Annotated in this window: 16 protein-coding genes; 10 read left to right on the top strand and 6 right to left on the bottom strand. The window is 46.1% G+C overall.

The window, feature by feature from the left end; all coding sequences use genetic code 11:
• Together C9I98_RS06465 and C9I98_RS06460 are read left to right on the top strand one after the other, a co-directional pair.
• Positions 1-1272, top strand: a complete 1272-nt coding sequence (locus C9I98_RS06465; protein WP_107271746.1) for an L-lactate MFS transporter — start codon at positions 1-3, stop codon at positions 1270-1272.
• A 4-nt stretch (positions 1273-1276) separates the two neighbouring features.
• Entirely contained in the window at positions 1277-2020 is a 744-nt protein-coding gene (locus tag C9I98_RS06460; protein WP_036825250.1) for a GntR family transcriptional regulator, read from the top strand.
• On the opposite strand, the gene C9I98_RS06455 is transcribed toward C9I98_RS06460, so the two are convergent.
• Positions 2017-2943, bottom strand: a complete 927-nt coding sequence (locus C9I98_RS06455; protein WP_107271745.1) for a patatin-like phospholipase family protein — start codon at positions 2941-2943, stop codon at positions 2017-2019. The genes C9I98_RS06460 and C9I98_RS06455 overlap by 4 nt on opposite strands.
• A 742-nt stretch (positions 2944-3685) precedes the next feature.
• On the opposite strand from C9I98_RS06455, the gene C9I98_RS06450 reads away from it, so the two are divergent.
• From C9I98_RS06450 to ygjK, 3 genes are all read left to right on the top strand, one after another.
• Positions 3686-6553, top strand: a complete 2868-nt coding sequence (locus C9I98_RS06450; protein WP_036820300.1) for an Ig-like domain-containing protein — start codon at positions 3686-3688, stop codon at positions 6551-6553.
• 586 nt (positions 6554-7139) lie between these two features.
• On the top strand, positions 7140-8213 hold the full coding sequence (gene ygjJ / locus C9I98_RS06445) for a protein YgjJ (protein WP_036823897.1): 1074 nt from the start codon (positions 7140-7142) through the stop codon (positions 8211-8213).
• A gap of 17 nt (positions 8214-8230) precedes the next feature.
• Positions 8231-10612, top strand: coding sequence for an alpha-glucosidase (gene ygjK, locus C9I98_RS06440; RefSeq protein WP_036823898.1), 2382 nt, complete (start codon positions 8231-8233; stop codon positions 10610-10612).
• 82 nt (positions 10613-10694) lie between these two features.
• On the opposite strand, the gene C9I98_RS27000 is transcribed toward ygjK, so the two are convergent.
• From C9I98_RS27000 to add, 3 genes are all read right to left on the bottom strand, one after another.
• The gene (locus C9I98_RS27000) at positions 10695-11255 is read right to left on the bottom strand and encodes a type II secretion system protein (protein ID WP_036823899.1); all 561 of its coding nucleotides are present in this window, start codon (positions 11253-11255) and stop codon (positions 10695-10697) included.
• A gap of 163 nt (positions 11256-11418) precedes the next feature.
• Positions 11419-12789, bottom strand: a complete 1371-nt coding sequence (locus tag C9I98_RS06430) for an FAD-binding oxidoreductase (RefSeq protein ID WP_107271744.1) — start codon at positions 12787-12789, stop codon at positions 11419-11421.
• Positions 12790-12936: 147 nt separating this feature from the next.
• The gene (gene add / locus C9I98_RS06425; RefSeq protein WP_036819463.1) at positions 12937-13932 is read right to left on the bottom strand and encodes an adenosine deaminase; all 996 of its coding nucleotides are present in this window, start codon (positions 13930-13932) and stop codon (positions 12937-12939) included.
• A 219-nt stretch (positions 13933-14151) separates the two neighbouring features.
• Between add and C9I98_RS06420 the strand changes: the two genes are divergently transcribed.
• A complete protein-coding gene (locus tag C9I98_RS06420; RefSeq protein ID WP_245907102.1) occupies positions 14152-14811 on the top strand; it encodes a Crp/Fnr family transcriptional regulator in 660 nt (219 codons plus the stop codon).
• 94 nt (positions 14812-14905) lie between these two features.
• On the opposite strand, the gene C9I98_RS06415 is transcribed toward C9I98_RS06420, so the two are convergent.
• Both C9I98_RS06415 and C9I98_RS06410 read right to left on the bottom strand, forming a co-directional pair.
• Positions 14906-15949, bottom strand: coding sequence for a GMP reductase (locus tag C9I98_RS06415; protein WP_036819457.1), 1044 nt, complete (start codon positions 15947-15949; stop codon positions 14906-14908).
• Positions 15950-16357: 408 nt separating this feature from the next.
• Complete coding sequence (locus C9I98_RS06410) at positions 16358-17836, bottom strand: peptide MFS transporter (protein WP_036819452.1); 1479 nt, start codon at positions 17834-17836, stop codon at positions 16358-16360.
• Between the two features lie 289 nt (positions 17837-18125).
• On the opposite strand from C9I98_RS06410, the gene purU reads away from it, so the two are divergent.
• From purU to C9I98_RS06390, 4 genes are all read left to right on the top strand, one after another.
• Positions 18126-18998, top strand: coding sequence for a formyltetrahydrofolate deformylase (gene purU, locus C9I98_RS06405; RefSeq protein ID WP_107271743.1), 873 nt, complete (start codon positions 18126-18128; stop codon positions 18996-18998).
• A 170-nt stretch (positions 18999-19168) separates the two neighbouring features.
• Positions 19169-20779, top strand: a complete 1611-nt coding sequence (gene gshA / locus C9I98_RS06400; RefSeq protein WP_081879133.1) for a glutamate--cysteine ligase — start codon at positions 19169-19171, stop codon at positions 20777-20779.
• A 12-nt stretch (positions 20780-20791) separates the two neighbouring features.
• Positions 20792-22603, top strand: coding sequence for an ABC transporter ATP-binding protein (locus C9I98_RS06395; RefSeq protein ID WP_036831042.1), 1812 nt, complete (start codon positions 20792-20794; stop codon positions 22601-22603).
• Positions 22596-24413 (top strand): ABC transporter ATP-binding protein, encoded by a 1818-nt coding sequence (locus C9I98_RS06390; protein WP_051902646.1) that lies wholly within the window; start codon positions 22596-22598, stop codon positions 24411-24413. The genes C9I98_RS06395 and C9I98_RS06390 overlap by 8 nt, the downstream gene beginning before the upstream one ends.
• The last annotated feature ends 8 nt before the right edge of the window (positions 24414-24421 follow it).

Here is a 24421-nt window from a genome sequence, read left to right as displayed (position 1 = left end):
ATGAATTTAAAAACAAAAGCCGTTCGTATATTGATGGCGAGTTGCGGCATAAATTTGTGTATCGGTATTTTGTACGCGTGGAGCGTGTTTAAGAATGCGCTGGTGGTTGAGCAGGGCTGGAGCAATGCGCAGGCATCGTTTCCCTATACCTTGTCGATCGTGGTGTTGTCGTTTGCAGTGCTGTTTGCGGGTGTTATCCAAGACAAGATCGGGCCGCGCAAAGTTTTGATGGCAGGCACATTGCTGGCTGGTGTGGGGATGTTGCTATCGTCAATTACCTTATCGCCCGTTGTTCTGAGCATTACGTTTGGCGTGTTGACCGGCTGCGGTATCGGTTTTGGCTATGCTTGTCTAAACCCTGTTGCCATGAAGTGGTTTCACCCTTCCAAAAAAGGCATGGTTAATGGCATTATTGCGACCGCGTTTGGCTTAGCGTCGATTTACTTGGCGCCACTGGTGACCTTCTTGATCGCGCAGTATGGTATCAGCCAAAGTTTCTTAATTTTAGGTATTGCCCTGCTTGTTATCGCATATCCGCTGGCGTGCACTATTGATAATCCACCGAAAGGATTTACACCGGGTATGAATGGGGAAGGTGAATCAACAGCGGACGGTCAAACTAATGAAACAGGTAATACGGCTCAATCGTCTGCGGTGAAACCAGCCAAAGATGTGCCATGGCAAGAGATGGTGAAAAAGCGTGAGTTTTATGTTCTGTGGTTGATGTATGCCTTCTCTTCGGCGGCGGGCTTAATGGTGATCGCCAATATCACGTCGATAGCCTCAGTGCAGGCTGGTATTTCAGATGCTGCCTATTTGGTGGTGGCACTGGCATTATTCAATTCAGGCGGGCGCCTTGCGACAGGCTTGCTGTCAGATAAAATCGGCGGAGTACGAACCTTGACGTTGGCGTTTGCCTTGCAAGGGGTCAACATGCTGTTTTTTGCCGGTTACGATAACAGTTTCTGGTTGATCCTCGGCGCGGGTGCGGCGGGTATTGGCTATGGTGCTTTGCTGGCGGTTTTCCCTTCGATTATGGCGAGTTTCTACGGTTTGAAAAACTACGGTGCCAACTACGGGGTGTTGTATACCGCGTGGGGAGCAGGTGGTTTCATCGGCCCTGTACTTGCGGCAGTGGTTGTCGATAGCACGGGCAGTTATGCCTTTGCCTATCAGATTTGTGCCGTGCTAATGGCTATTACTGTTGGCCTTGCCCTATGGCTACAGCCAATCCGCTTGGGTATAATCAAGCCAGTACCCAACAAAGCATGAATAGATGAACGATTACAATAACTTGATTAAGCTGATTAAAGCGCGTTTAGAGCAAAAGGATAAATCGCCGCTGTACGTGAAAGTTGCTGAGTCAGTAAAACAGGCGATTCAGCAAAAACTTTTGGTGGGAGGCGACTTTCTTCCGACCGAGCGTGAGCTGAGCGAAATGCTTGGTATTTCTCGCATCACCGTGCGCAAAGCCCTTGATGTGCTTGATAAAGATGGCGTAATTGTTCGTTCTCGGGGATGTGGCACCATGGTAAGCGATACCCTTGAATATTCATTGAAAGAGCCAAAGGGCTTTTCCCAGCAAGTGGTGTTGAAGGGTAAGCGGCCTGATACCTTGTGGATCAAAAAAGAAGTGGTGCCATGCAATGATGATGTCGCCAGCCAACTGGATATCAGTGCCGGCGACGAAGTCTTTTTGCTAAAGCGTATTCGCTACATTGATGATCAGCCGGTTTCTATCGAAGAGTCTTACGTCCCGGCCCATTTGATTGGCGATGCCGATGACATTCAGATGTCGTTGTATGAATACTTCCAAAGCCAAAATATCACCCTGACCCGAACCAAGAGCAGGGTTAGCGCCCAGCTTCCTACCGATGAGTTCCTTGAGCATCTCGGGTTGAAATCAACCGTACCTGTGCTTGTTATCAAGCAAGCAGCCTACGATGTCACCGGGCAGGTGATGGAATACAGCGTTAACTACTGCCGTGGTGACATGTACGTGTTTGTTGCCGAAAACTAAATACAGAAGTGACAATTTTCGTCGGTAAGTCCAGCAAAGCCGTTAAGGTTATTGATATGGTCACGACCGGCGTTGATTCCCATTTCATAGCCTTGGTTTAGCAGGGCTTTCTTCATTGTAAGGCGTTTAACCGGGAAGTCTTCTGGCGGGGCAATAACCTTGATGGTTGCATCGCTGGGTGGATTGCGAATAAATGCCAACGCTTCGTTATAGGTTTTACTTCGCTCAAGCATGGCATCTGCTAAGCCGGGCGTTCTCGCGAGTAGCTTTTTAACAAGCCAAGGTGTTTTCGATTCGCTCTTCTGGTAATTCAGGGGGTGAGACAGAATTACCGTAATATCACGCGCCCCGCGTCGATAGGCCTCTTTTACAGGAATTGAATCGGCAACACCGCCATCGGTAAAGCACCCGCCAGAAAAGCAGGGCGTGGATTTAAAGGCGATAGGCAGGGCAGCTGTTGCCACCATGGCATTGTCAGCGTTGTGCTCATCAATGCGGTAATAATCCGCTTTCCCCGTTTCAATGTTGGTAACGGCGGCCCAAAATGGCATTGAAGAATAAAACTTTTTCTTATCCACCGGAAATTGTTGGTTCGATTGATGCCATAACCATTCAACATCGACTAAATCACCGCCTTTAACAAAACGGGTTGGGTTATAAAAATCTTTGCTGGTTGCTAGCTCAGTAATGACGTGATAGCTACGCTTGGGGGAATCCGCTAAGTAACCGACCAGATTGGATGCGCCAGCAGAAACGCCAATGGCAAAATCATAGGGTTTGAAATCTTGCGCCATGAACGCATCAAGAACGCCGCTGGCGAAGATCCCACGCATTGCACCACCTTCCACAATCAATGCGCGCTGGCAACTGTTTGGGCTTTGGTTAGAAAATTGATTTGCTTCAGGTTGGTTTTGTACAGACATATTGACCTCAGAATTTCGTTACCGGAATAGACTACCGAGTGCAGGGGAAAAGCTGAAATGGATATGGCGAATAGATTCAGTAGGTGAAACCTATCAATTATTAAGAAAAGGGATTTAAGCGAAAGGCTATTTAATGGGCAATGATAATGAAAATTAAGCTGAGCTGAGCGGTGAATGTTATCAAAAGTAATATTGCTATGCTCATGGTGAAATATATTAAATGATGATATTTTTATAAACCGTGCTTGGTTAATTGGTTTTATTAATGCGAAAAATTGATGGTGACCAGAGGTTAACTGAATATCTTATGGTTAGTGTGATCCTTGTTCTAAATAATATTTGTTAATTTTATGGGCTGTGAACTTTAAGGTCTGACCTGTTGTGTTTTATGTGTGGTTCTTATTTATCAATGGGTTATATGAAACAAGAGGGCTTAATTTAAAAAGTGGGAAGTTATTTGAAATTATTTATGCCTTAAAATTCAAATAAGTTTTCAGTTGTGTGATCTTACTCCAATGCAATCTACTTTATGTGTCTAGAAACTTGGATATTATGTCTTGGTTTCTTAGAGGTGTTGAAAGTTATCTATGCTGACTTGTGAATTAGACGAGTAAGTATATTTTGTATACCCATTTCAATCTCAAATTTAATTTCACGGCTCAGTTGTTTATTGGATCACTGTCAGTTGGCTTTCTCTTCGAAACATAACCCAATCCTAATAAAATAATAGTAGGGAAAAACCATGCGTTTACCATTATTTACTAAACGTGTTAATAAGGTCACTGGTGCATTGATTGCAGCAGGGCTAATGCTATCTCCGATGGGGATGGCTATCGCGAGTAACGTTGATATCGGTGTCACTCCGCAGAGCGAGGGACAGCATTGGAGTACGTATCGTATCAATGTTGCCAATGCGGATACTGAACAAGTTGATGTTCACCAATCGACTTTAGCGTTCGTATTAGACACGGCCGCCAGCGACATTAATTGGTCATCAGCAGCACTGGCGTACCCAACATTGAGCCTTGTTCATACACCAACGTCAGATGGAAAAGTGTTGCACACGCTCACTTTTGAATTTCCGCAACAAGACTGGGCTAACTCCATTTTATCGCCGGGGGATGACTTTATTATCTCTGTCAGCTTTGGCGGCATGGTTGCCGACCTTGAAGCATTTGAACAGAGCGTGACATTTAATGGTGAGGGAGGGGAGTTACCGCCTAACGGTGACATTTCATTATTGTCGCCACGTGATGGTGACAGGCTTGAACTCGACCAGCAAATTGACATTGTTGCCAGTGTTGAAGGCGACGATGCTCATCAAATTGAGTTTTGGGCATTTAATGAAAAAGTCGGCTCTCAGCCAGTTCAGGAAGATCAAACTGACTATGCAATGGCTTGGACACCATCTCAGCTTGGTACCGGCTTAATTGAAGTCATTTTGTTTGATGAAGCGGGTGAAAGGCTGAAAGCAGACAGTGCTTCCGTGGAAATTTTCAATGACTCGAACGAGTTTCAACCACCTGAAGTGGACTTTTTGACACCTGAAAATGGTGAATCGTTCAAACAGTCAGAAACGGTCAATATCTTACTGAACGCAACAGATGCTGATGATGATTTGGCATCAATTAAGGTCACTGCCAATAACCAAGAAGTGTGTGTGATTGACGCGACTACGACCACTGATTTTTCATGTGATTGGCAGCCAAGTGTGACCGGTAGTGTAGAACTTGAGGCAGTTGCTACCGATGAACAATCGTTGACAGGCAATGCAAAAGTCAACATTACCGTCACGAAAGACTCTGGCAACCAGTGTGGTGACGTTCCACAATACCAAGACGGCACTCCTTATCAAGTGGGTGATCAGGTCACCAATGTTGGGTTTATTTACACCTGTAAGGTCTTTGGGTGGTGTGGCGATCCTGTATGGGCGCCGGGTACGGGTCATCCTGACTACCCTGATGCTTGGAAAGATGCGTGGAATGAGGATGGTGAATGTGACCCTACACCAGTACCTGAAGTAGACCTTGTTTCACCGGGCAATGGTGATCGATTCCGCCCAGGTGAGGCGATTCCTGTTATCGTCAACGCGGCGGATGATGAAGCAACCGTCACTCGCGTGGACGTTGAGCTGAATGATGAGGTTGTTGCCTCATCAACAGAGCCAACAAATGGCAGTGAATACCACATTGTTGTTCCTGCACAAACTGAGGGTGTCTATAACCTGACTGCGGTGGCGCACAACGATCAAGAGGGGTCTTCTGAAACATCTCCGATCACTTTAGCGGTGACAGATCTGGATGTTGTTGTCAGCCTGACTGCGCCAACTAATGGCTCGACTTTCTACCAAGGCCGCAGTATCCGTTTGGCGGCGGAAGCGAAATCCTTTGAAGGTCATATCACTAAAGTACAGTTCTTGCTAAATGGCGAAGTGTTGGAAGAGGTGTCGCAAGCGCCGTTTGAGTATCAGTGGAATGGTGCCCAAGTGGGTGAGCATGTGATCACGGCAATTGCCTTCAACTCGGAAGGGCAGCAGCAAACCTCAGCACCATCACAAATTGAAGTTAAGGAATCGGCCTCATCACCTGAACTTGGTGATAACCCAGACCGTTCGATTACCTACCTAACATCGTGGGGAATTACGGATATCGAGGAGCTACAAAACTCCAAGGGTGATGGTTACTTCCTATCATTTGGTAAGTGGGATGCATCAGGTAAGGTTACTGTGTCTGATGACATGATCACTCCTGACTATGATTCCCACTGGATCGCACCGCAGTACCTATCGTGGACCCAACTCAAGCATGAGCAACCGCACAAGGCGATGATGATCGCCATGGGTGGTGCAACCTATGACAGCATGTGGACTCATATGGGGACAGAAGCCCAGCGTGAAGCCATTGTTGAAGAGTTGCTGACCATCTTAAATACGCCTTACCCGGTGTACAAAAAGAACCTTAAGCCAGAGGAAATGGTGGGTGAGTGTCTTGCGTTTGATTGGGCAGGTGACTGTGATTACAGTGCCTACCAGTTAGCAGGTTATGCAACGATTGACGGCATCGACTTCGACTTTGAGCGAACAGTACGTATTTCAGAGCAAGATAACCGTAATCTAGAAGCGCTGGTGGCACTACTACGTGAGAAGATTGGTAACAGCAAGCTGTTGTCATTAACGACCTACCATGTTGGTGCTGATCCCGTTGAGTGTTCAAACCCATCTGTGTTCGAGAACTGCTCGTTTGTAGAACCCGATCGCTCAGCTCACCATGGTGAAGTTATCTCGTTACTACAAAACACGCGCGATACGTTCGATTTCTTCAACGTAATGGCTTATGACGCGGGTAAGGATTTCAAGTATGACGTTGCCATGGCGAACTACGCTCAGCATGTTGGTGATAAAACCAAGGTTGTGCTAGGTAATACCATTAACAGTCAATGGGGACCGGATGGCCGTTTTGTTGAAACCCGCGAGAACAACATCAAGCGTACGCAATGGCAAAAAGCAAATGGTTATGGTGGCTTCTTCATTTGGACGCTAGGTTCAAATACAGAAAGCCTAACGACCCAAGAGCAAGTTGAATACTTCAATGAATTAATTGATAACAACTAAGGTTGAGCCATTAAGGCGTAATTTATACGTCAGAGTGCGTATATAAAAAATAGAAACCGAGGGCAGGAAACTGTTCTCGGTTTTTTTGTGAAGCTTGTTCATGAAAAATCCTTATTTATATAAAGTTATTTGAAGATGTTGCTCTTTAATTTGGAAGCAATGACTAGGTTATATCGTCTTTTGTCACTAAAAAGTGCTTTTATTTTATTGGTTTATGGTAAATACATTATTTTCCTGTGGGTGAAAATGTCACTTCACGACAAAGTAAACATTTTACTTAATGTTGTGAGTTTTATCCGTGGTTGTTACCAGTGTGAGTGATGTTAAGCGAGTAGCAATTGGTTGGATGTACTTTATATTGTTATTAATCAATGGTTTAATGTGTTCGTTTTTAACGTTTTATATAAATCTGCTATGTGCTTTGTTTTATAGTTTAGGTAAAGCTTTACTAAAACAGGATCACAAAAAATGATTTATTTTGTGGTTAACTTTTACTTTGTCGTTATTATCAATTCGAGTAACAGCGAGAAAAAAAGAAGCTGGAGCTTATTTAAATCAATTCTAATAACGACGTAGATGTATCAACATGAAACGCAAAATGACTAAAGTGGCTATTATTGCCACCACAATACTTGCTGCCCAAGGCATATATGCTGAACAGACAACTCCTACTAGTCACAGTGGAGACCATGATTTTTCTGAGCCGGGACCTAAGTTCGACTTTTATGGCGAACTGGGTGTTGGCGGACATATTAAATTAGAAGGGGAAGATAAAGGCCGCTATAGCGATGGTACATATATCGAAGCGGGACTCGCTGTTGAACACGGAAACTGGTTTGGCTTGGCCTATTTTGAAGGCTGGACTGTACCTGTTGATTCATCAACGGGAGAAACTTGGGTTTTCGGCCATGGCGTACGTGGTTTTGAAGGGGGCTTCAATCGCTTTTATGGTGGCTATCGAACAGATGGCGGCACAGAGATCATGCTCGGGCGAATGGACTCTTCACTCGATGATATCGAATGGTGGGGAGATTCGACGGTTGAGTATGGCTTAAACCCTGAAGATGTAGGTGATGTTCATATTGGCCTTAAAGTCAGAAATGAATTAGGTAAGTTCCGCTACAGTATCTCGGCTGCACCAGAGTCTGACTTCACGACTGAAGATCGCCTGTTTGATTTTGGTAAATACGATAACTTTGCTGAGTCACAATTTATTCGCCCTACTCACCTGAATGGTTATGTTCAGTACGATGTACAAGATGATCTGACTTTGCTGGGTGGTGCTGAAGTTACAGATGGCTTTGGCGAGCTCTATATCTTAGGTGCTCAGTATAAAAATATAGGTGCACGTATCTGGCACGATACCCAAAAAGGTTACGACACCGAGACGACAGCTGAACAACGTGGCAGTGAAGACGGCTTGATGGTGAGTGCATTTTATGAAGCCTCAGAAGGGCTTTACTTATCCGCAGGCTATAACTATGCCAATCATCAGGTTGATGGTGAAGAAGACAACATTACTTCATTTATTAATGCTGGCGTGTGGTGGGAATACGGCAATGGCCGCTATGCCACAGCGTTGGATACTAAATTTAATTTGGGCAACGACACCAACAACGAAGATGACCAACTCTTTGTGATGCAGTACTTCTATTGGTAAGAGTAAAGGAATTAAATATGAAACTAAATAAAACAATCATTGCGCTCACTGTTGGTGGAATACTTACCGTTAGCGGAAGTGTGGTTGCAGCAACGGACTCTCAACCGTTGCAAGCCAATGAGTTTAAGAATGTTATCGATCGTACCGGCTCACCGGAATATATGCGTGATTATGATTTTGATGATCACCAACGCTTCAACCCGTTCTTTGATGCAGGGGCGTGGCACGGTCACTTGCTGCCAGATAATGATGACGGAATGGGGGGCTTTCCTGGTACTGCGTTGTTGACCGAAGAATACATCAACTTCATGGCAAATAACTTTGACCGTCTAACTGTCTTTAAAGATGGTGAGAAAGTTGAGTTTACAATGGAGGCCTATAGCATTCCCGGTGCGTTGGTACAGAACCTCCAGTCAGACGATGTGACAGTGAAGATGACGCTGCGTTTTGCCTCAAACCGTACTTCTTTGCTAGAGACTGTAATTACTTCAGATAGCTCGTTAACTTTGGTATGGGACGGTGAGCTGCTAGAAAAATACCATGCCAAAGAATCAAAGCCACAAACGGATAAAACCATCGATGAGATGTATCCGGATTATAATCGTAAAATTGTCGCAAGCGATGACGGTTTGAAAGTCACTTTTGGCAAGGTCCGCTCGACGTGGGATTTGCTAACGTCTGGTGCGTCGGAATATCAAATCCATAAATCTGTACCGTTAAAAACAACGGTTGATGGCTACCAGTTTGAATCAACAGCAGAGATCAGCGGATCAACTACGATCTATACCACCTACACTCACGTGTTGACCGCAGAAGAGAATAAAGCAGAACAAGCAAAAATTGCTGATATTCTTGAGAATCCCGTGAAGTATTTAACGGCTTCAGAACAACGCTGGGAACAATACTTGGAAAAGGGATTAACCAACCCTACAGCGACCGACGATCAAGAGCGTGTAGCAGTTAAGTCGATTGAAACCCTAAATGGTAACTGGCGTGGTGTGGCTGGTGTCATGAAGTATGACTCTGTTACGCCATCTGTTACGGCGCGTTGGTTCTCTGGTAATCAAACTTGGCCTTGGGATACATGGAAACAAGCTTATGCGATGGCGCATTTTAATCCAGGCGTAGCCAAAGACAATATACGTGCGATGTTCGCTTATCAAATCCAAGAAAATGATCCAGTCCGCCCATGGGATGCAGGCTATGTGCCTGATCTCTTGGCTTATAACTTAAGCCCAGAGCGTGGTGGTGACGGTGGAAATTGGAATGAGCGAAATACCAAGCCAAGCTTGGCTGCATGGTCGGTGTGGGAGCTTTATAAAACGACGGGTGACGAGGCATGGCTAGAGGAAATGTATCCAAAGCTGGTGGCTTATCATAACTGGTGGCTTCGTAACCGAGACCACAATGGTAATGGTGTTCCTGAGTATGGAGCGGCTCGTGATAAAGCTCACAATACACCAGAAGGAGAGATGCTGTTTACCGTTACCTACAAAGGGGAAGAATCTTCTCACGCTGGTTTAGACAAATATGATCAGATCATTAAGAGCGGTAAATACGATCATATTGAGATCCCTGCCCAGACCGCTGCTTCATGGGAGTCTGGACGTGATGACGCGGCGGTATTCGGCTTTATCGACCAAGAGCAATTGGCTAAGTATGTAGCCAGCGGTGGTGAGCGCAGTGATTGGGATGTAGCTTTTGCGCAAAACCGTGCTGAAGATGGCACCCTATTGGGCTACTCCCTGTTGCAAGAATCGGTTGACCAAGCAAGTTACATGTTCAGCGATAACCAGTACCTTGCACAAATGGCAGAGATACTGGGTAAAGAAAAAGATGCTAAGGAGTTTAGAGCTAAAGCAGAGCACCTAGCGGATTACATCAACACTTGTATGTTTGATGAAGCAACTGGTTTCTATTACGACATTCGTATCGAAGATAAGCCATTATCCAATGGCTGTGCGGGTAAGCCTATTGTTGAGCGTGGCAAAGGACCGGAAGGTTGGTCACCACTATTCAATGGCGCCGCGACGCAAAAACATGCTGATGCAGTAGTAAAAGTGATGAAAGATCCCAATGAGTTCAATACGCATGTTCCTTTGGGCACAGCGGCATTGAGTAGCCCTGCATTTGGTCCTGATATTTATTGGCGTGGCCGTGTGTGGGTCGATCAGTTCTATTTTGGCCTGAAAGGTATGGATAGGTACGGGTACCGAGATGATGCCATTGCCATGGCTGATGCTTTTTTCAAGCATGCTGATGGTCTAGTGCAAGATGGTCCGATCCGTGAGAACTACAACCCATTAAACGGTGAGCAGCAAGGTGCGCCAAACTTCTCTTGGAGTGCTGCTCACTTGTATATGTTATATAACGACTTTTTTACCAATGGTAAAAAGTAGCGTATATAAATTTAGCTAGTTGTAATTGATAGCAAAGGCCACGTAAGTGGCCTTTTTTGATGGCTAATGTGCGAATAAGCTATCACGCACACGGAATAACCGCTGTTTTTGGACTGTCGCCATCAAACTTCGCTGGGGTGTATTTTACATAGCAGCTCTTGTTGATTAGGCGGTCACTGTTGCCAATTCGGATAACATTGTCTTTGTGGGCGATATATGACGAGTCCTCATCACCATCGTAGCCATAAAGAGAGATAAAGTCGTAGTCACGGTTAGTGCCATCGTAGATACCATCGACAAGGTGACCGATGGTCAATGGATCAGCATCAGGGTAGCCGTAGCGGAAAACACAGTATGTTGAAGCACCTTGCTCGCAACCAGGGAAGGGCAGGTCTGTAGATATACCGCTTTGGTTGTTCAGATCTTGGTTGGTGACATAGTCATAGGACTCCAAACCGTGGATCGCCATCTTGCCAAAGGCAGTCTCGGCGCTAGAAAGGATAGTGCCTGACAGGCTTTCTAACACGGCAACGCGAGCATCATCCTGAAGATTAAGGAACCGAGGTGCGGCTGTCACTGCAAGAATGCCTAAAATGACGATCACCACGACCATTTCTAATAGCGTAAAACCTTTGTTTTTCATTATTCTAAATCCGCATATTATGCTTTTTAGAGTAATTATACTACTTTGTATGTATGGCTTAAAAGCAATAATTCGCGTGAATACTACCGGCCTGGATAAAAACTTATTGGAGTAATTTTAAACTTAACTAAAAGGCCGTCATATTGACGGCCTTCGGTGAGGATTATGGTTTTATATTTTGATTGTGATGGAAGAGGTTGTCTGGGTCATACTTCCGCTTGATGTCCACCAACTGCTGGTAATTGCTGTCATATGCAGCGGTGACACGATTGCCTTCTTCTGCGGTCATGAAGTTCACGTAAGCACCGGCTGAGGCATAAGGGGTCGTTGCTTTAAAGAAATCTCTGGCCCAGTTGATGGCACCTTCGTCTTCTGCCGGGGTTTCCCATCGGGCATGCACATTTAATACGAACTTCGCGTCCCGGCTACTGTATGCCATGGCATCGGAGGCGACATTGTTGGCTGCGCCAGCCAGCTGGCCGACAAATATCTCACAATGTGGCGAAGGAAGGTTGCCCGCGTATTGCAGTAGCAGATCTAGCGCATCATCGTGGAGCTCGGTGAAGTTGTGTGACTTCCAGTAGTTTCGCATTCCTTCAGTAAGGAGCGGGTCGAATGCTTGCTGCCAAGCGGTATAGGGTTGCGCACCAACATGTTCACCATGCGGCGTGCCAAACTGGCGTAGTGGATCAAGTAATGCTTCTCCTTTGGCAAGATCGCCGATATAAAATATGGCCAGAACAATGACCTCTTTGCCATGAACCTCTTCAGGTAAGAAGGGGAGCGGAGGCGCTTGGCGCATGACGATCCAAACGTTCAAGTCTTCAGGTGCCGTTTTGGTAAACTCGCGGTATTGTTCCAATACTTGCTTGGCTTGATCAAACGGGAAGACAATCAAGCCTGCTAGCACTTCAGGTCCAACAGGGTGAAGCTGAAATTCAAACTCGGTAATGATACCGAAATTCCCCCCGCCACCACGGATGGCCCAGAACAGGTCGCTATTTTCGGAGTTAGAAGCGGTAAGTTGACGTCCATCAGCAGTAATCACTTGGGCAGAAACTAAATTATCGATTGTCATGCCGTACTTGCGGGTGAGCCAGCCAAAACCGCCACCGAGCGTGAGCCCTGAAATCCCGGTGGTTGAGTTAATGCCTACAGGTGTGGCGAGCCCGTGCGCCTGAGTAGCGGCATCTAAGTCACCTAAGGTGGCCCCCGGTTGGACATGGGCATGGTTGGTATCAGGATCAACGCAGACAGCCTTCATGTCAGAAAGATCTATCATGATCCCGTTATCGCAAATGGCGTTACCCGCAATGTTGTGCCCGGCACCACGTATAGTCACTTCGAGGTTGTTTGTTTTGGCGTAGTTGAGGGTAGTAAGTACATCGGAAGCGTCGCTGCATTTGACGATAACCGCCGGACGTTTATCGATCATTGCGTTCCAGACTTGGCGGGCTTCATCATAATCAGCGTCATCAGGCACGATCACTCGTCCCTGAATTTGGTTGGCAAGCGTATCATGTTGGGTGTTCATAATGTCGGCTTATATGGCATAGCCATAAGGTGATAGTACTAGACATTACTGTAGACGTGTGTGGGCAATTTTCCAGTGCTTGAAGGGTAAAAAAGGCCACCCAAAGGTGGCCTAGAAAATGCCTAGCGATTGAAAGCAATCAGTAAATTACTTAGCAAATTGCATCAATGCTTGTTTGACGTCATCAGAGGCAAAGGCGTGTTGAACACTGATCTTGTAGATCTGGTAGTAATCTTCAACGCTTAGCTCAAACTGCTCCATAACTTTACGTACTTCTTTGGTCATGGTGGTGTTTGATACTGTGCGGTTGTCTGTATTGATGGTGACAGGAATGCCGTCTTTGTAAAACGCTTTGATTGGGTGAAGCGCCAGCTCACTGATCGCCTTAGTCTGAACATTGCTGCTTGGACAGGTTTCAAGCGCAACATCATCTTGCTTCACCAGGTTGTAAGCTTTTTCATGATCTTTGATAGCAACACCATGGCCAATGCGCTCTGCACCTAGGATTGAAATGGCGTCATAGACGTTTTGTCCATTACCTTGCTCACCCGCGTGAATGGTTACTCTAAAGCCTTTTTCTTTTGCATATTGGGCGTAAGTGGCATAGTCGTGGCTGAAGCCATCTAGCTCACTACCGGCAAGGTCAAAGGCAACCACACCGTTATTTAGCAAACTAACACCCGCATCAATCACAGGAATGATGGTGTCAGAAGGAAGGAACTTCACCATCGAAAGGATGTAGTTACCTTTAATATCATATTGCGCTTCAGCTTTTTTCATGCCCTTTACCGCACTGGCGATGATTTGCTCATACGTCAGGCCTTTTTGGATATGAAGCTGAGGGGCGAAACGCACTTCTAGGTACTTCACATTTTCTTTGGCGGCATCTTCAAAAAGTTCGAAGGAAATACGCTCTAAACTTTCCGCCGTTTGCATTACCGATACTGGTAGGTCAAAGCGGCTCAGGTACTCTGGTAGGTTAGGGCAAGTTTCAGGTGCCACCATCAATGCGTTGATCTCTTCAACATCGTAACTTGGTAGCGTGATACCTTGCTGTTTGGCCAGATCGATAACAGTCTGTGGTCTGACGCTGCCATCGAGGTGGCAATGAAGATCAATTTTTGGCAGGTCGAAGTAATTCATTCGTGTTGTCCTAACAATGTATAATCTGGGAAAATGCAGCGTTTCCCAAATTGCGGTTAAACAGTATGAGTATACGCATTATTGCAGGAAGCACTAACTCCCTGAACTTATGAACAATAGCTTAAAGAATAGCTTGGGGTTAGTAGCACGACAATTGTCGGGTATAACAAGATTTATTTTATTATTTGATTGGTTGGACACAGTTTACACAAAATGGATATGTCTGAAATTTTGAGCAAAGGGCCAGAAAGGTTTCGTCAGCTCATTGAAAAAGAGAGCTTTCAGCGCATAGTTCGGCACAAGGGCGACTATATCATTAGGCAAGAGCACGATGTCACCGAGGTGTATTGGTCTGCTGCCGCCCAGTTTATACTGTTACATACGGCGCTTAATGGCAAAACGCTAAGCTTGGGTGACTATTACCTCGAAGATAACTTTTTTGGCGAGATCGAATTTTTTTCGGGCAATCCATGCTCATTTGATGTGGTGGCAACGGCAACCACGGAGTTGGTTGTGATCCCCAAGGAACGGTTTGCTGACATCTTGCTGCAAGATGCGACTATCTCATTTTGGATGAACCACCGCATGGCTAATATGTACCAGTCGTCGATGAACATTGCGATTGAGCGTTCTTTGTACCCGCTGAAGTTCAATATCATCAAAGATATCGTCAATCGCTGGACTTCTGAAACCCGATCGCTAAACCATGTGTATATGTATCAAGAGGCTCAGCGCTTTGGCTGTACAGACAGGGCCTATACCCGAATTATTCATGAACTCATTAAAGAAGGGTTAGTGAAGAAAGGGGAGGACAATTCTTCAATTATTCCTGTGAATCTTGAGCGATTGAAAGACTACATAAGTCAAAGCCAGCAATAAAGTCATGTTTCGAAATAGCAAAAGGCCACCCGAGGGTGGCCTTTGAAATAGTTAGCAATTGAAAGCTATAGGTTATTCTTTATCGAATACCTAATTACTCTTTACCGAAAACATTGTTTTCTTGCTCTTGTACGCGGATGAAAGTAGTACGCTTAGTTAGCTCTTTAAGCTTCGCTGCACCCACGTAGGTACAAGTAGAGCGTACGCCACCCATGATGTCTTGGATGGTGTTTTCTACTGGACCACGGAATGGCAATAGTACGGTTTTACCTTCAGCAGCACGGTACTTAGCTACACCGCCAGAGTGCTTGTCCATCGCGCTCTGAGATGACATGCCGTAGAACTTCATGAAGGTTTTGCCGTCTTGTTCGATGACTTCACCGTTGCTCTCTTCGTGACCTGCTAGCATACCGCCAAGCATTACGAAGTCTGCGCCGCCACCGAATGCTTTAGCAACGTCACCCGCACACGCACAACCACCGTCACCGATGATGCGACCACCTAGGCCGTGTGCTGCGTCAGCACATTCGATGATAGCTGAAAGCTGAGGGTAGCCTACACCAGTCTTAACACGGGTAGTACATACAGAGCCTGGGCCGATACCAACTTTAACGATGTCAGCACCCGCTAGGATAAGCTCTTCTACCATGTCGCCAGTTACGACGTTACCTGCACTGATCACCTTGTTAGGGAACTCAGCACGTACTTTCTGTACGTATTGCACTAGGTGCTCAGAATAGCCGTTTGCGATGTCGATACAGATGAAGATAAGGTCTTCAGAAAGCGCCATGATGTCTTTGGTTTTCTGGAAGTCAGCTTCAGAAGTACCAGTCGATACCATTGCGTTGTTAAGAACGCTCGCGTCGTTGTTTTTTACGAACTCAGCCCAGTCAGCCACAGTATAGTGTTTGTGAACGGCAGTCATCACACCGTGCTTCGCTAGGGCAGCAGTCATTTCGAAGCTACCTACCGAATCCATGTTAGCTGCAATAATAGGTACACCAGACCATTGACGACCGCTGTGCTTGAATGTAAAATCGCGGGTTAATTCAACTTGAGAACGGCTTTTTAGGGTTGAACGTTTTGGACGAAACAGTACATCTTTAAAACCTAACTTCAAGTCTTGTTCGATACGCATTGGTATTTCCTTAATCTTATCGAATTTTGCTTAGCGGCTTTCAGGCTATTGGCAGATAGCAGGTTGATCACCGATAAGCAGGCACAAAAAAACCGGAGCGTTGGCAGACGCTCCGGTTTTCAGCATTATAGGCTCAGAAACTTAATTAGCAAGACTAATATTTAATTTTTTTCTGTGATACCTTTGAAAAGATTATATGCAGAGAAACAGCATTCCTGCTTGAAACTTCACCAATCTTGCTGGTTTTGAACGTTTGTTGCTCGCCTTGAGCTTTTCCCCTCACTTTCCCATTCAAAATAAATTGATTGAAGGCTGTTATGGCTTGGGCGCTACTTGTCTAAATTTACCAAAACGAAAAAAGCCTCCGCGAGCGAAGGCTTGATACTAAGTGCGATCTTGCTGAATATTTTAGCTTTCTGCTTGTGATAGCACCATGTCGTCTTGTGCCTTTTCGCTCGTCTTAAGCATTTTCGTAATGACGCGAGAAGCGAGTAGGGCAACCAATACCATTACCACCGCCAACATGGTTAGCATGCTGAAGTAGTCGCCATAGACGGTTTGGACAATTTCCTGAGTAATTTCTTGGCCTTTTTCAAGTGCAATCGAGGTTGAGAACACGGCGCCAACGATACCGCTTAGTGCAATCGCTACTGAGAATAGGCTCACTGAGAAGTTCTCGATGTGCTTCGGTGCGACCGATAGAATGAAAGCAACCACCATACTGCCCACGATAACTTCAGCCAGTGCCTGGAAGAAGTGAATTGCCAGAAAGACTTCGGGGCGGATCACCACGTCTGGGCCTACTGACATGACCGCTAGGGTTAAAATACCGAACGCGATGGCCGTTAATACGAAGGCAAAGCCAACTTTGGTTGCCGTCGAGAAGTTGATGTTGCGTTTTTCTAGTGATGAGAAAGTCATCGCAATGAGCGGGCCGCCAACAATACACCAAAGTGGGTTCATCGCCATCGATGCTTCTGGGGCAATAGGGATGAAGCCAAACAGATCACCGCGCATGGTGTTGATGGTTACCATGGTCATGGATGTCATCATCTGGCCATAGTAAACAAAGAAGGCTGTGGTAAGGGCTGTCATGATCAAGATGGTGCCCATTTTCAAGGCATCTGATTTTTTTGCCTTGATCATTAGCGAGATAAAGTAACCGATGGCCGCGGCACCAATGGCGTAAACGATGTTCTGACCAATATCCATGTTTGAAAACATGAAGAATACAAGGCCGATCATTGAGATTGAAATAGCAATGAAGGCAAGCCAGTTTTTGACACTTACTGGTACTTGGTCCATTTCTGCCGCCACAGTAAGTAGTTGCTTACGGGAAACAACCAGTATCACAAATGCAACGAAGGCCATGGCTGCGGATAGCGAGAAGCTGCCGTTAAAGCCCAATACCAACACAAACATAGGGAACAGGTATTGGCCGAGGAATGCGCCAACGTTATTCACGGAGTAGTTCACTGGGTAGCCGTTTTCGAAGTCTTCCTCGGTAGCAAAAGTGCGCTTATAAAGGCTAGGGTAGGAAGGGGACATCAAACCACGGGAGTAACTTGCCAGCGCAATACCCACAAGGCTCATCGGTACATTGAGGGTCGATGCGCCAAGTACTAGCAGGACATAGCCGACTGCAAAACCACAGTAGCTAATGGTTAGTGAGCGGTAGGCGCCCAAGAATTTGTCGGCAATGAAACCGCCGGCAATCGCAAACAACGGGCCGATTGATGAAAAGGCACCCACCACCATCATCGTATCAGCTTCGCTGTAGCCTAAGTTTTCTAAGAAGAAACGGGTAAGAATTACCATCACGCCGTAAAAAGACAGGCCAAACATCATTTGGCAAACCATCATCGACTTATTGAGTCTATTCCACATAACTACATCTCTTTGTTTATGGATTTTATAAGAGTTTCAATTTGTAACAAATTGTAAATCGGTGCTGATACTATCATTAATAAAGACAACTTATGCAGCCAATCACATCTAAATTGATCCCGAGCACATTAGATTTTCTTGTTGCTACGAGTTGATTTGCTAATGGGTTATCACAAGTATCTGGATATAAATGGAATATTATGTGGATTGGGCTTATGTCGGCTTGGGGAAAACTATTATCTGATTGGTTGTGATAGGGCTAAAACACACTGAAAATAGGGGGCTGAATATGCAAAAAGGGATAGCAACGTATATCTTGACCGCAAATTGTCCTAGTCAGGTTGGGACGGTGGATGTTGTCACGCGGTTTTTGTTTGAGTTTGATTTCTATATCACAGAGCTGAACTCGTTTGATGATGTGTTAAGCCAGAGGTTTTTTATTCGAGCCGTGTTTCGGCGCGAGAATAATGGCGCACTAGAGCGTGAAGCATTTGAAGCGGCATTTTCAAAGCGAGCTGAAAAATTTGGCATGGAATGGGAGTTAACTCCTTCTGACTATAAGCCCAGTGTTGTCATTATGGTCTCTAAGTATGACCACTGTATCAACGACTTGCTCTATCGATACCGCACTGGCGGACTTGCTGTCGATATCAAGGCGGTCATTTCCAACCATCCGGACCTAAAACCGTTGGCAGATTGGCATAAGATCCCCTATCACCATTTTCCTATCACCGCTGAAACCAAGCCTCAGCAAGAGCAGCTGGTGCAAGCGGTATTAGACAGTGTGGACTGTGAGCTGCTGGTACTGGCGAGGTACATGCAAGTGCTCTCAAACGAGATGTGCGCGAGGTGGTCTGGTAGGGCCATTAATATCCACCATTCCCTCTTGCCCGGTTTTAAAGGGGCAAAGCCTTATCATCAAGCTTATGCAAAAGGGGTAAAGCTGGTAGGGGCAACCGCGCATTATGTGAGTGACGAATTGGATGAAGGGCCGATTATTACCCAAGAAATGAGCATGGTCGACCATACCCATTATCCTGATGATTTGGCGAAAAAAGGCATGGATATCGAATCACTCACCCTCGCAAGGGCTGTCCAGTACCATATTGAAAAGCGGATATTTATGTACAACAACAAGACGATAGTATTCGAGCGATCTTAAAAATCATTTATTTTTCAGTGTATTAATAATAAATAAGAAATAATTTAAAAAAATATCGTCTTTTTCTGTCTCTCTTCGTCTTATAGGCATTGGAACAAACATCATGGGCGATGGCGTGAGTGTTCACACCATCGCTTTTGTTTTCTAGTGTTGATAGAAAAATAGTGAAGATGCAGCAAGCAGAGATGAATCAAGAGGAGGCGGTATTGGCCTCTTCGCTACAGAATAGCCAGATTATTGCGTCCTTATCAGGTATACGTCGTGGGGTAGAGCGTGAGTTCATTCGAACAACACCTCAAGGCGACCTGTCTCAGAAAGCGCACCCTAAAGCACTGGGGGCAGCGCTTACACATCCCTATATCACAACGGATTTTGCCGAAGCTCAAGTGGAGTTAGTTACCCCTGCGGTTACCGATAAAGCTGAGACTTTTGGCTTTTTGTCGTCTTTGCATCGCTTTGTCGCCGATAACTTAGCGGAAGGGGAAGTGATTTGGTCTGGCAGCATGCCGCCGGTCTTGCCGGAAGATGACAAGATTGCGATAGCCAATTACGGCAGTTCGAACGCTGGGCGGATGAAGATGCTTTACCGTGAAGGGCTAGCCAACCGTTATGGTAAGCGAATGCAGACCATTTCAGGTATCCACTATAACTTTTCGCTGCCTGATAGCTTCTGGCAAGCTTTGCATGTTCATGAGAAAAGTACATTAGGGTTGGATGAGTTCATTTCAGACCGTTACTTCCACCTTATTCGTAATGTTATGCGCCATGGCTGGGTGATCCCTTACTTGTTTGGGGCTTCACCGGCAGTCGATGTAAGCTACCTAGTCGGTAAAGCGCATTCGCTAAACAGTTTGGATAAAGACACGTTTTATCTGCCATGGGCAACATCGCTCCGCTTGAGTAATTTGGGCTATACCAATGATGAGCAGTCACGCTATCCATTGAGCTACAACAATAAATCCGACTATCTCAATGGCCTATGCCGAATTTTATCACTGCCAAGTGAGCGCTATCTGCAGTTTGGTGAAGGGCAGCAGCTTAATACCTCAGTGCTTCAACTTGAGAATGAGCTGTATGGGTCGGTGCGCCCGAAGATTGTCAGCAAGGATCTCCGTCCATTGGATGCGCTTTGCCGTGATGGGGTGAAATATATCGAGCTGAGAAGCGTGGATAACAACCCATATTTACCTGTTGGGCTTAGTGAATCACAGAGCCACTTCCTAGATATGTTCCTGACATATTGTGCATTGGCACCAAGCCCAGAGCTAACGAGCGATGAGCAGCATCTAATACAACAGCGACAGCAGCTGGTAGCCACACAGGGCAGAAAACCGGGCTTACTTTTGCCAACGTTAACGGGCGAACAGGGATTGCGTGAAATGGGGTTAGCACTACTGGCGTCGATGAAGCCGGTTGCAGCCATGTTTGATGCGAGCATGTTTGATGTGAGCATGCTTGATGTGAACTTGGGAGCCAACGCCTATCGGCAAAGCCTTGAGATAGAAAGAGCCAAATTCGAAGAGAGTAAGCTCACGCCTTCTGCTCAGATCTTAGCCGACATGAAGTCACAACAGGCAAGCTATCGTCAACATATATTGAATTTGTCTCGCCAACACATGATTTACCACAAGGCTGAGCCACTGGACGATCATTACAATATCCAGCTTAATGAGATTGCGAATGATTCGCTATTCACGCGGCGCGCATTGGAAGCAGAGGCTGAAATGAGTTTTGACCAATTCTTAAATGAAAAAAATACCGTGCATTGCGGCTGTGACTAGGTACAAAAATTAATGGATATTCTTTGGAGATTGCGGAGCTACATCAAGATGTTTGCCCACCGCTATATTATTGCGTTCATTGGGCTTCAAGTTGTTGCTATTTTAAACCTCGCGCCACCTTGGTTAATTGGTCGCATTGTTGATGCGATCAGTGCTGATACGTTAACGACTGAGTTTCTGGTATTGCACTTGGTGGGTATCTTCGGTGCGGCTATCGCTATGTATGGTTTGCGCTATGTTTGGCATAGCCAACTCTATGGCGCATCTGTTGCGATCACCCGTGTTATTCGCCGCGAGCTGTTTTGGCACTTTAGTGCGTTATCACCATCGTTTTATTCGCGCCACAGCAGTGGTGACTTGATGGCACATGCCACCAACGATCTTAACGCTGTGGAAATGGCTGCGGGTGGTGGGGTCATGACCATGGTTGATTCGTTAATCGCGGGTCTGACTGTGATATTCGGTATGGTGTTTGTTGTCAGCGGCGAACTTACCGCTGTGGCATTGCTACCGTTTCCTCTGTTGGTGTATATCACCCATAAATACGGCACGGGAATGCAGAAGCGCTTTGGCCGTGCCCAAGCCGCATTTTCAAACTTAAACGAAGAGGCACGGGAAACCGTGTCTGGGATCCGTGCTGTGCGATCGCATGGGATCAACCAGCGCCAGCAACAGCGTTTTGGTCAAACACTGGATGATACGTTCGAGGCAAACTTGTCAGTTGCTAAAATCGACTCGCTTTTCGGTCCGACGATCCAACTTATTTACGGCTCATCATTTGTTATCACCATTGCTTACGGTGCATGGTTGATCAGCAAAGGCCAAATCACAGTCGGTTTATTTACAAGCTTTACCCTTTATTTGGCGCAACTGCTTGGACCGTTCTTGCAGTTTGGTTGGCAGTTCAACATCTTCCAGCGTGGTAGTACGTCGTGGCGTCGATTGGAAAAGCTGTTTGCTGAAAAGCCTGAAGTCACTGAAGGCGAGCAGACGTTGCCAAGCGCAGCTAAAGCGGACGTGGAGTTCAACATTGAACGTTTTGCTTACCCGCAGTCAGAGTACAACGCACTTGAGAATATCTCGCTGCAATTGCCTTCTGGTGGTTTGGTTGGGGTAACGGGTCCAACTGGCGGCGGCAAAAGTACCTTAATCACACTACTGATGAGGCAGTATGGGCTTGATGATGCCCAATCGACTATCACTATTTCCGGCATTCCGATTGAGCAGCTGACGTTTGAATCGTTGCGTAGCCGTATGGCTTGGGTACCGCAGAAACCATTCTTGTTCTCGGGCACCATTGCGGAAAATATTGCTATGGCAAAGCCAAATGCCACCGAGCAAGAGATTAAGCACGTTGCTGAAATGGCAAGCATTAAAGATGAAATTGAAGCCATGATCGATGGGTTCAATACCCAGTTGACGGAGAACGGTTCGAACTTGTCGGGTGGACAGAGGCAACGATTGACACTGGCAAGAGCCTTGCTGACAGATGCCGATATTTTACTCCTCGATGATCCATTCAGTGCGCTGGATATGCGAACTGAAGCCAAAGTCAGACAGAACTTGAAAGCCCACTACGGCGATAAAACCATGTTGTTGATCACCCAGCGACTCCCGAATTTGATCGAAGCGGATCATATTGTGGTGCTTGAACAAGGCAAGATCACAGAAAGAGGCAGCCATAGAGCACTAATGAATCAACCAGGCTGGTACGCCCAAGTCTTTAATCGCCAAAGCCAACTCGGCTCGGCGCGAGTGGTTTCTTCAGTAACAGAGCCATTAGCTGGTGAGGAAAACGAATTGCTAGGGGAAAGTTATGCTTAATCGTCATGAAGCTCCATTATCTGGGCAGTCAACCTTTCGCCGTTTAGTGACGTATTCATTACCTCATAAGGCGCGTTTCTTGGCTGCGTTTGTCATGCTAGGCATTGCGATTGCCGCCGAGATGGCGATCCCATGGCTTGTGAAAACGATTTTGGATGAGGTGATCGTACCGCAGCAGTTTGATTGGGTACACCTAGGGTTATTGAGTGGGTTAGTACTTGGCTTTTATGTTATTCAGGCAGTATTTCAGTACTTTCAAGCGCTGACATTTCGTCATGGTGCGTTGCTGGTGGTCAATGATGTGCGCAAGGAATTGTTTGAGCATGTCCTTAACTTTCCAATCCGTACCTTTGATAAGCTGCCATCGGGAAAGCTGGTTTCGTATATCACCAACGATACCGAGTCGCTACGTGACATGTTTGTGTCAACCATGCCGACGATTATCCAGGGTAGCTTACGCATCACCGGTATTTTCATCGCGATAGCATTACTTGATTGGCGCTTGATGCTACTGAGCTTGGCGCTGATCCCAGTGCTACTGTTGACCATGCATTGGTACCGTAAGGTCTCAATGCCGATATTTGATGGTATTCGGGGACAGATCAGTAATATCAACAACAATATCAGCGAGTCGCTACAAGGAATGGCTTTGATTCAAGCCTTCCAGCAGGAAAAGGCGTTCCAAGATAAATTTGAGAGAAATAACAATAGCTGGTTTAAGTTTCGAACCCGTTCCATTGCCATCGACAGCTTGATGCTGGCACCGTTTACACGTTTGGTGGGCTCCGTTACCGCTATCGGAATTGTGGCGTGGTTTGCGAGTGCTTCGTTAAGTACTGCGGTTGAGATCGGTACCTTGTATGCGTTCTTGAACTATATTGAACGCTTCTTTGACCCGTTTCGTCAGTTGTCTATGGAATTGCGTAAACTGCAGGTGGCGACAGTGTCTTCAAAGCGTATTTTTGAATTGCTGGATGATAAAGAAGGCCAACACGCCCAGCCGTCAGCCTTTGCTGATTTAACTTGCCAAAAAGACATTGAGTTTCGCAATGTCAGCCTGACCTATGATGAAGGCCATAAAGCCTTGTCAGAAGTCAGCTTCAAAGCGGAGGGGGGCAAATTTACAGCCATAGTCGGCCATAGTGGTAGCGGTAAAAGCTCAGTGATCAACTTACTTATGCGCTTTTATCAACACCAGCAAGGGGAAATCTTAGTTGGTGGTAAACCTATTCAGGCCATGCCCGACGCCCAGTTGCGCCGTTTGTTTGGCCTAGTTTCACAAGATCCTTATATCTTCAGCGGTTCTATATTGGAGAATATCGACTTGTCGCACCGTAATGCAGATAAGGCCAAGGTAAAAGTTGCTGCCGAGCAAGTAAAAGCGGCAAAATTTATTGAACGATTATCTGATGGCTATGATCACCAGCCGGGCTATGGGGGCTCATCACTGTCGACGGGTGAGCGCCAGTTATTGGCTTTGGCACGTGCCTTAGCGCATGATCCGCAAATTTTCCTACTGGATGAAGCAACCGCCAATATCGACAGTGAAACGGAGGAAGCGGTGAAGGCGGCATTGGCGAATATTCAACGAGGCCGAACAGTTATTGCTGTGGCACACCGTTTGTCTACGGTACAAAACGCCGATCAAATTCTGGTAATGAGCAAGGGCAAGGTTGTTCAAAGTGGTATTCACGATGAACTTGTTTCTCAGCCAGGCGATTACCGAGAGCTGTACCTTGCTCAGAAGACGAAAGAAGAAAACGCACATGAAAATATCAACCTTGGCTTGGCAGCCGCATCAGCCGCTTGATCCTTCAT

Origin of the sequence: Photobacterium sanctipauli, from assembly GCF_003026495.1 — a bacterium.
Lineage (GTDB): Bacteria > Pseudomonadota > Gammaproteobacteria > Enterobacterales > Vibrionaceae > Photobacterium > Photobacterium sanctipauli.
This window is presented reverse-complemented; position numbering and strand designations above follow the sequence as displayed.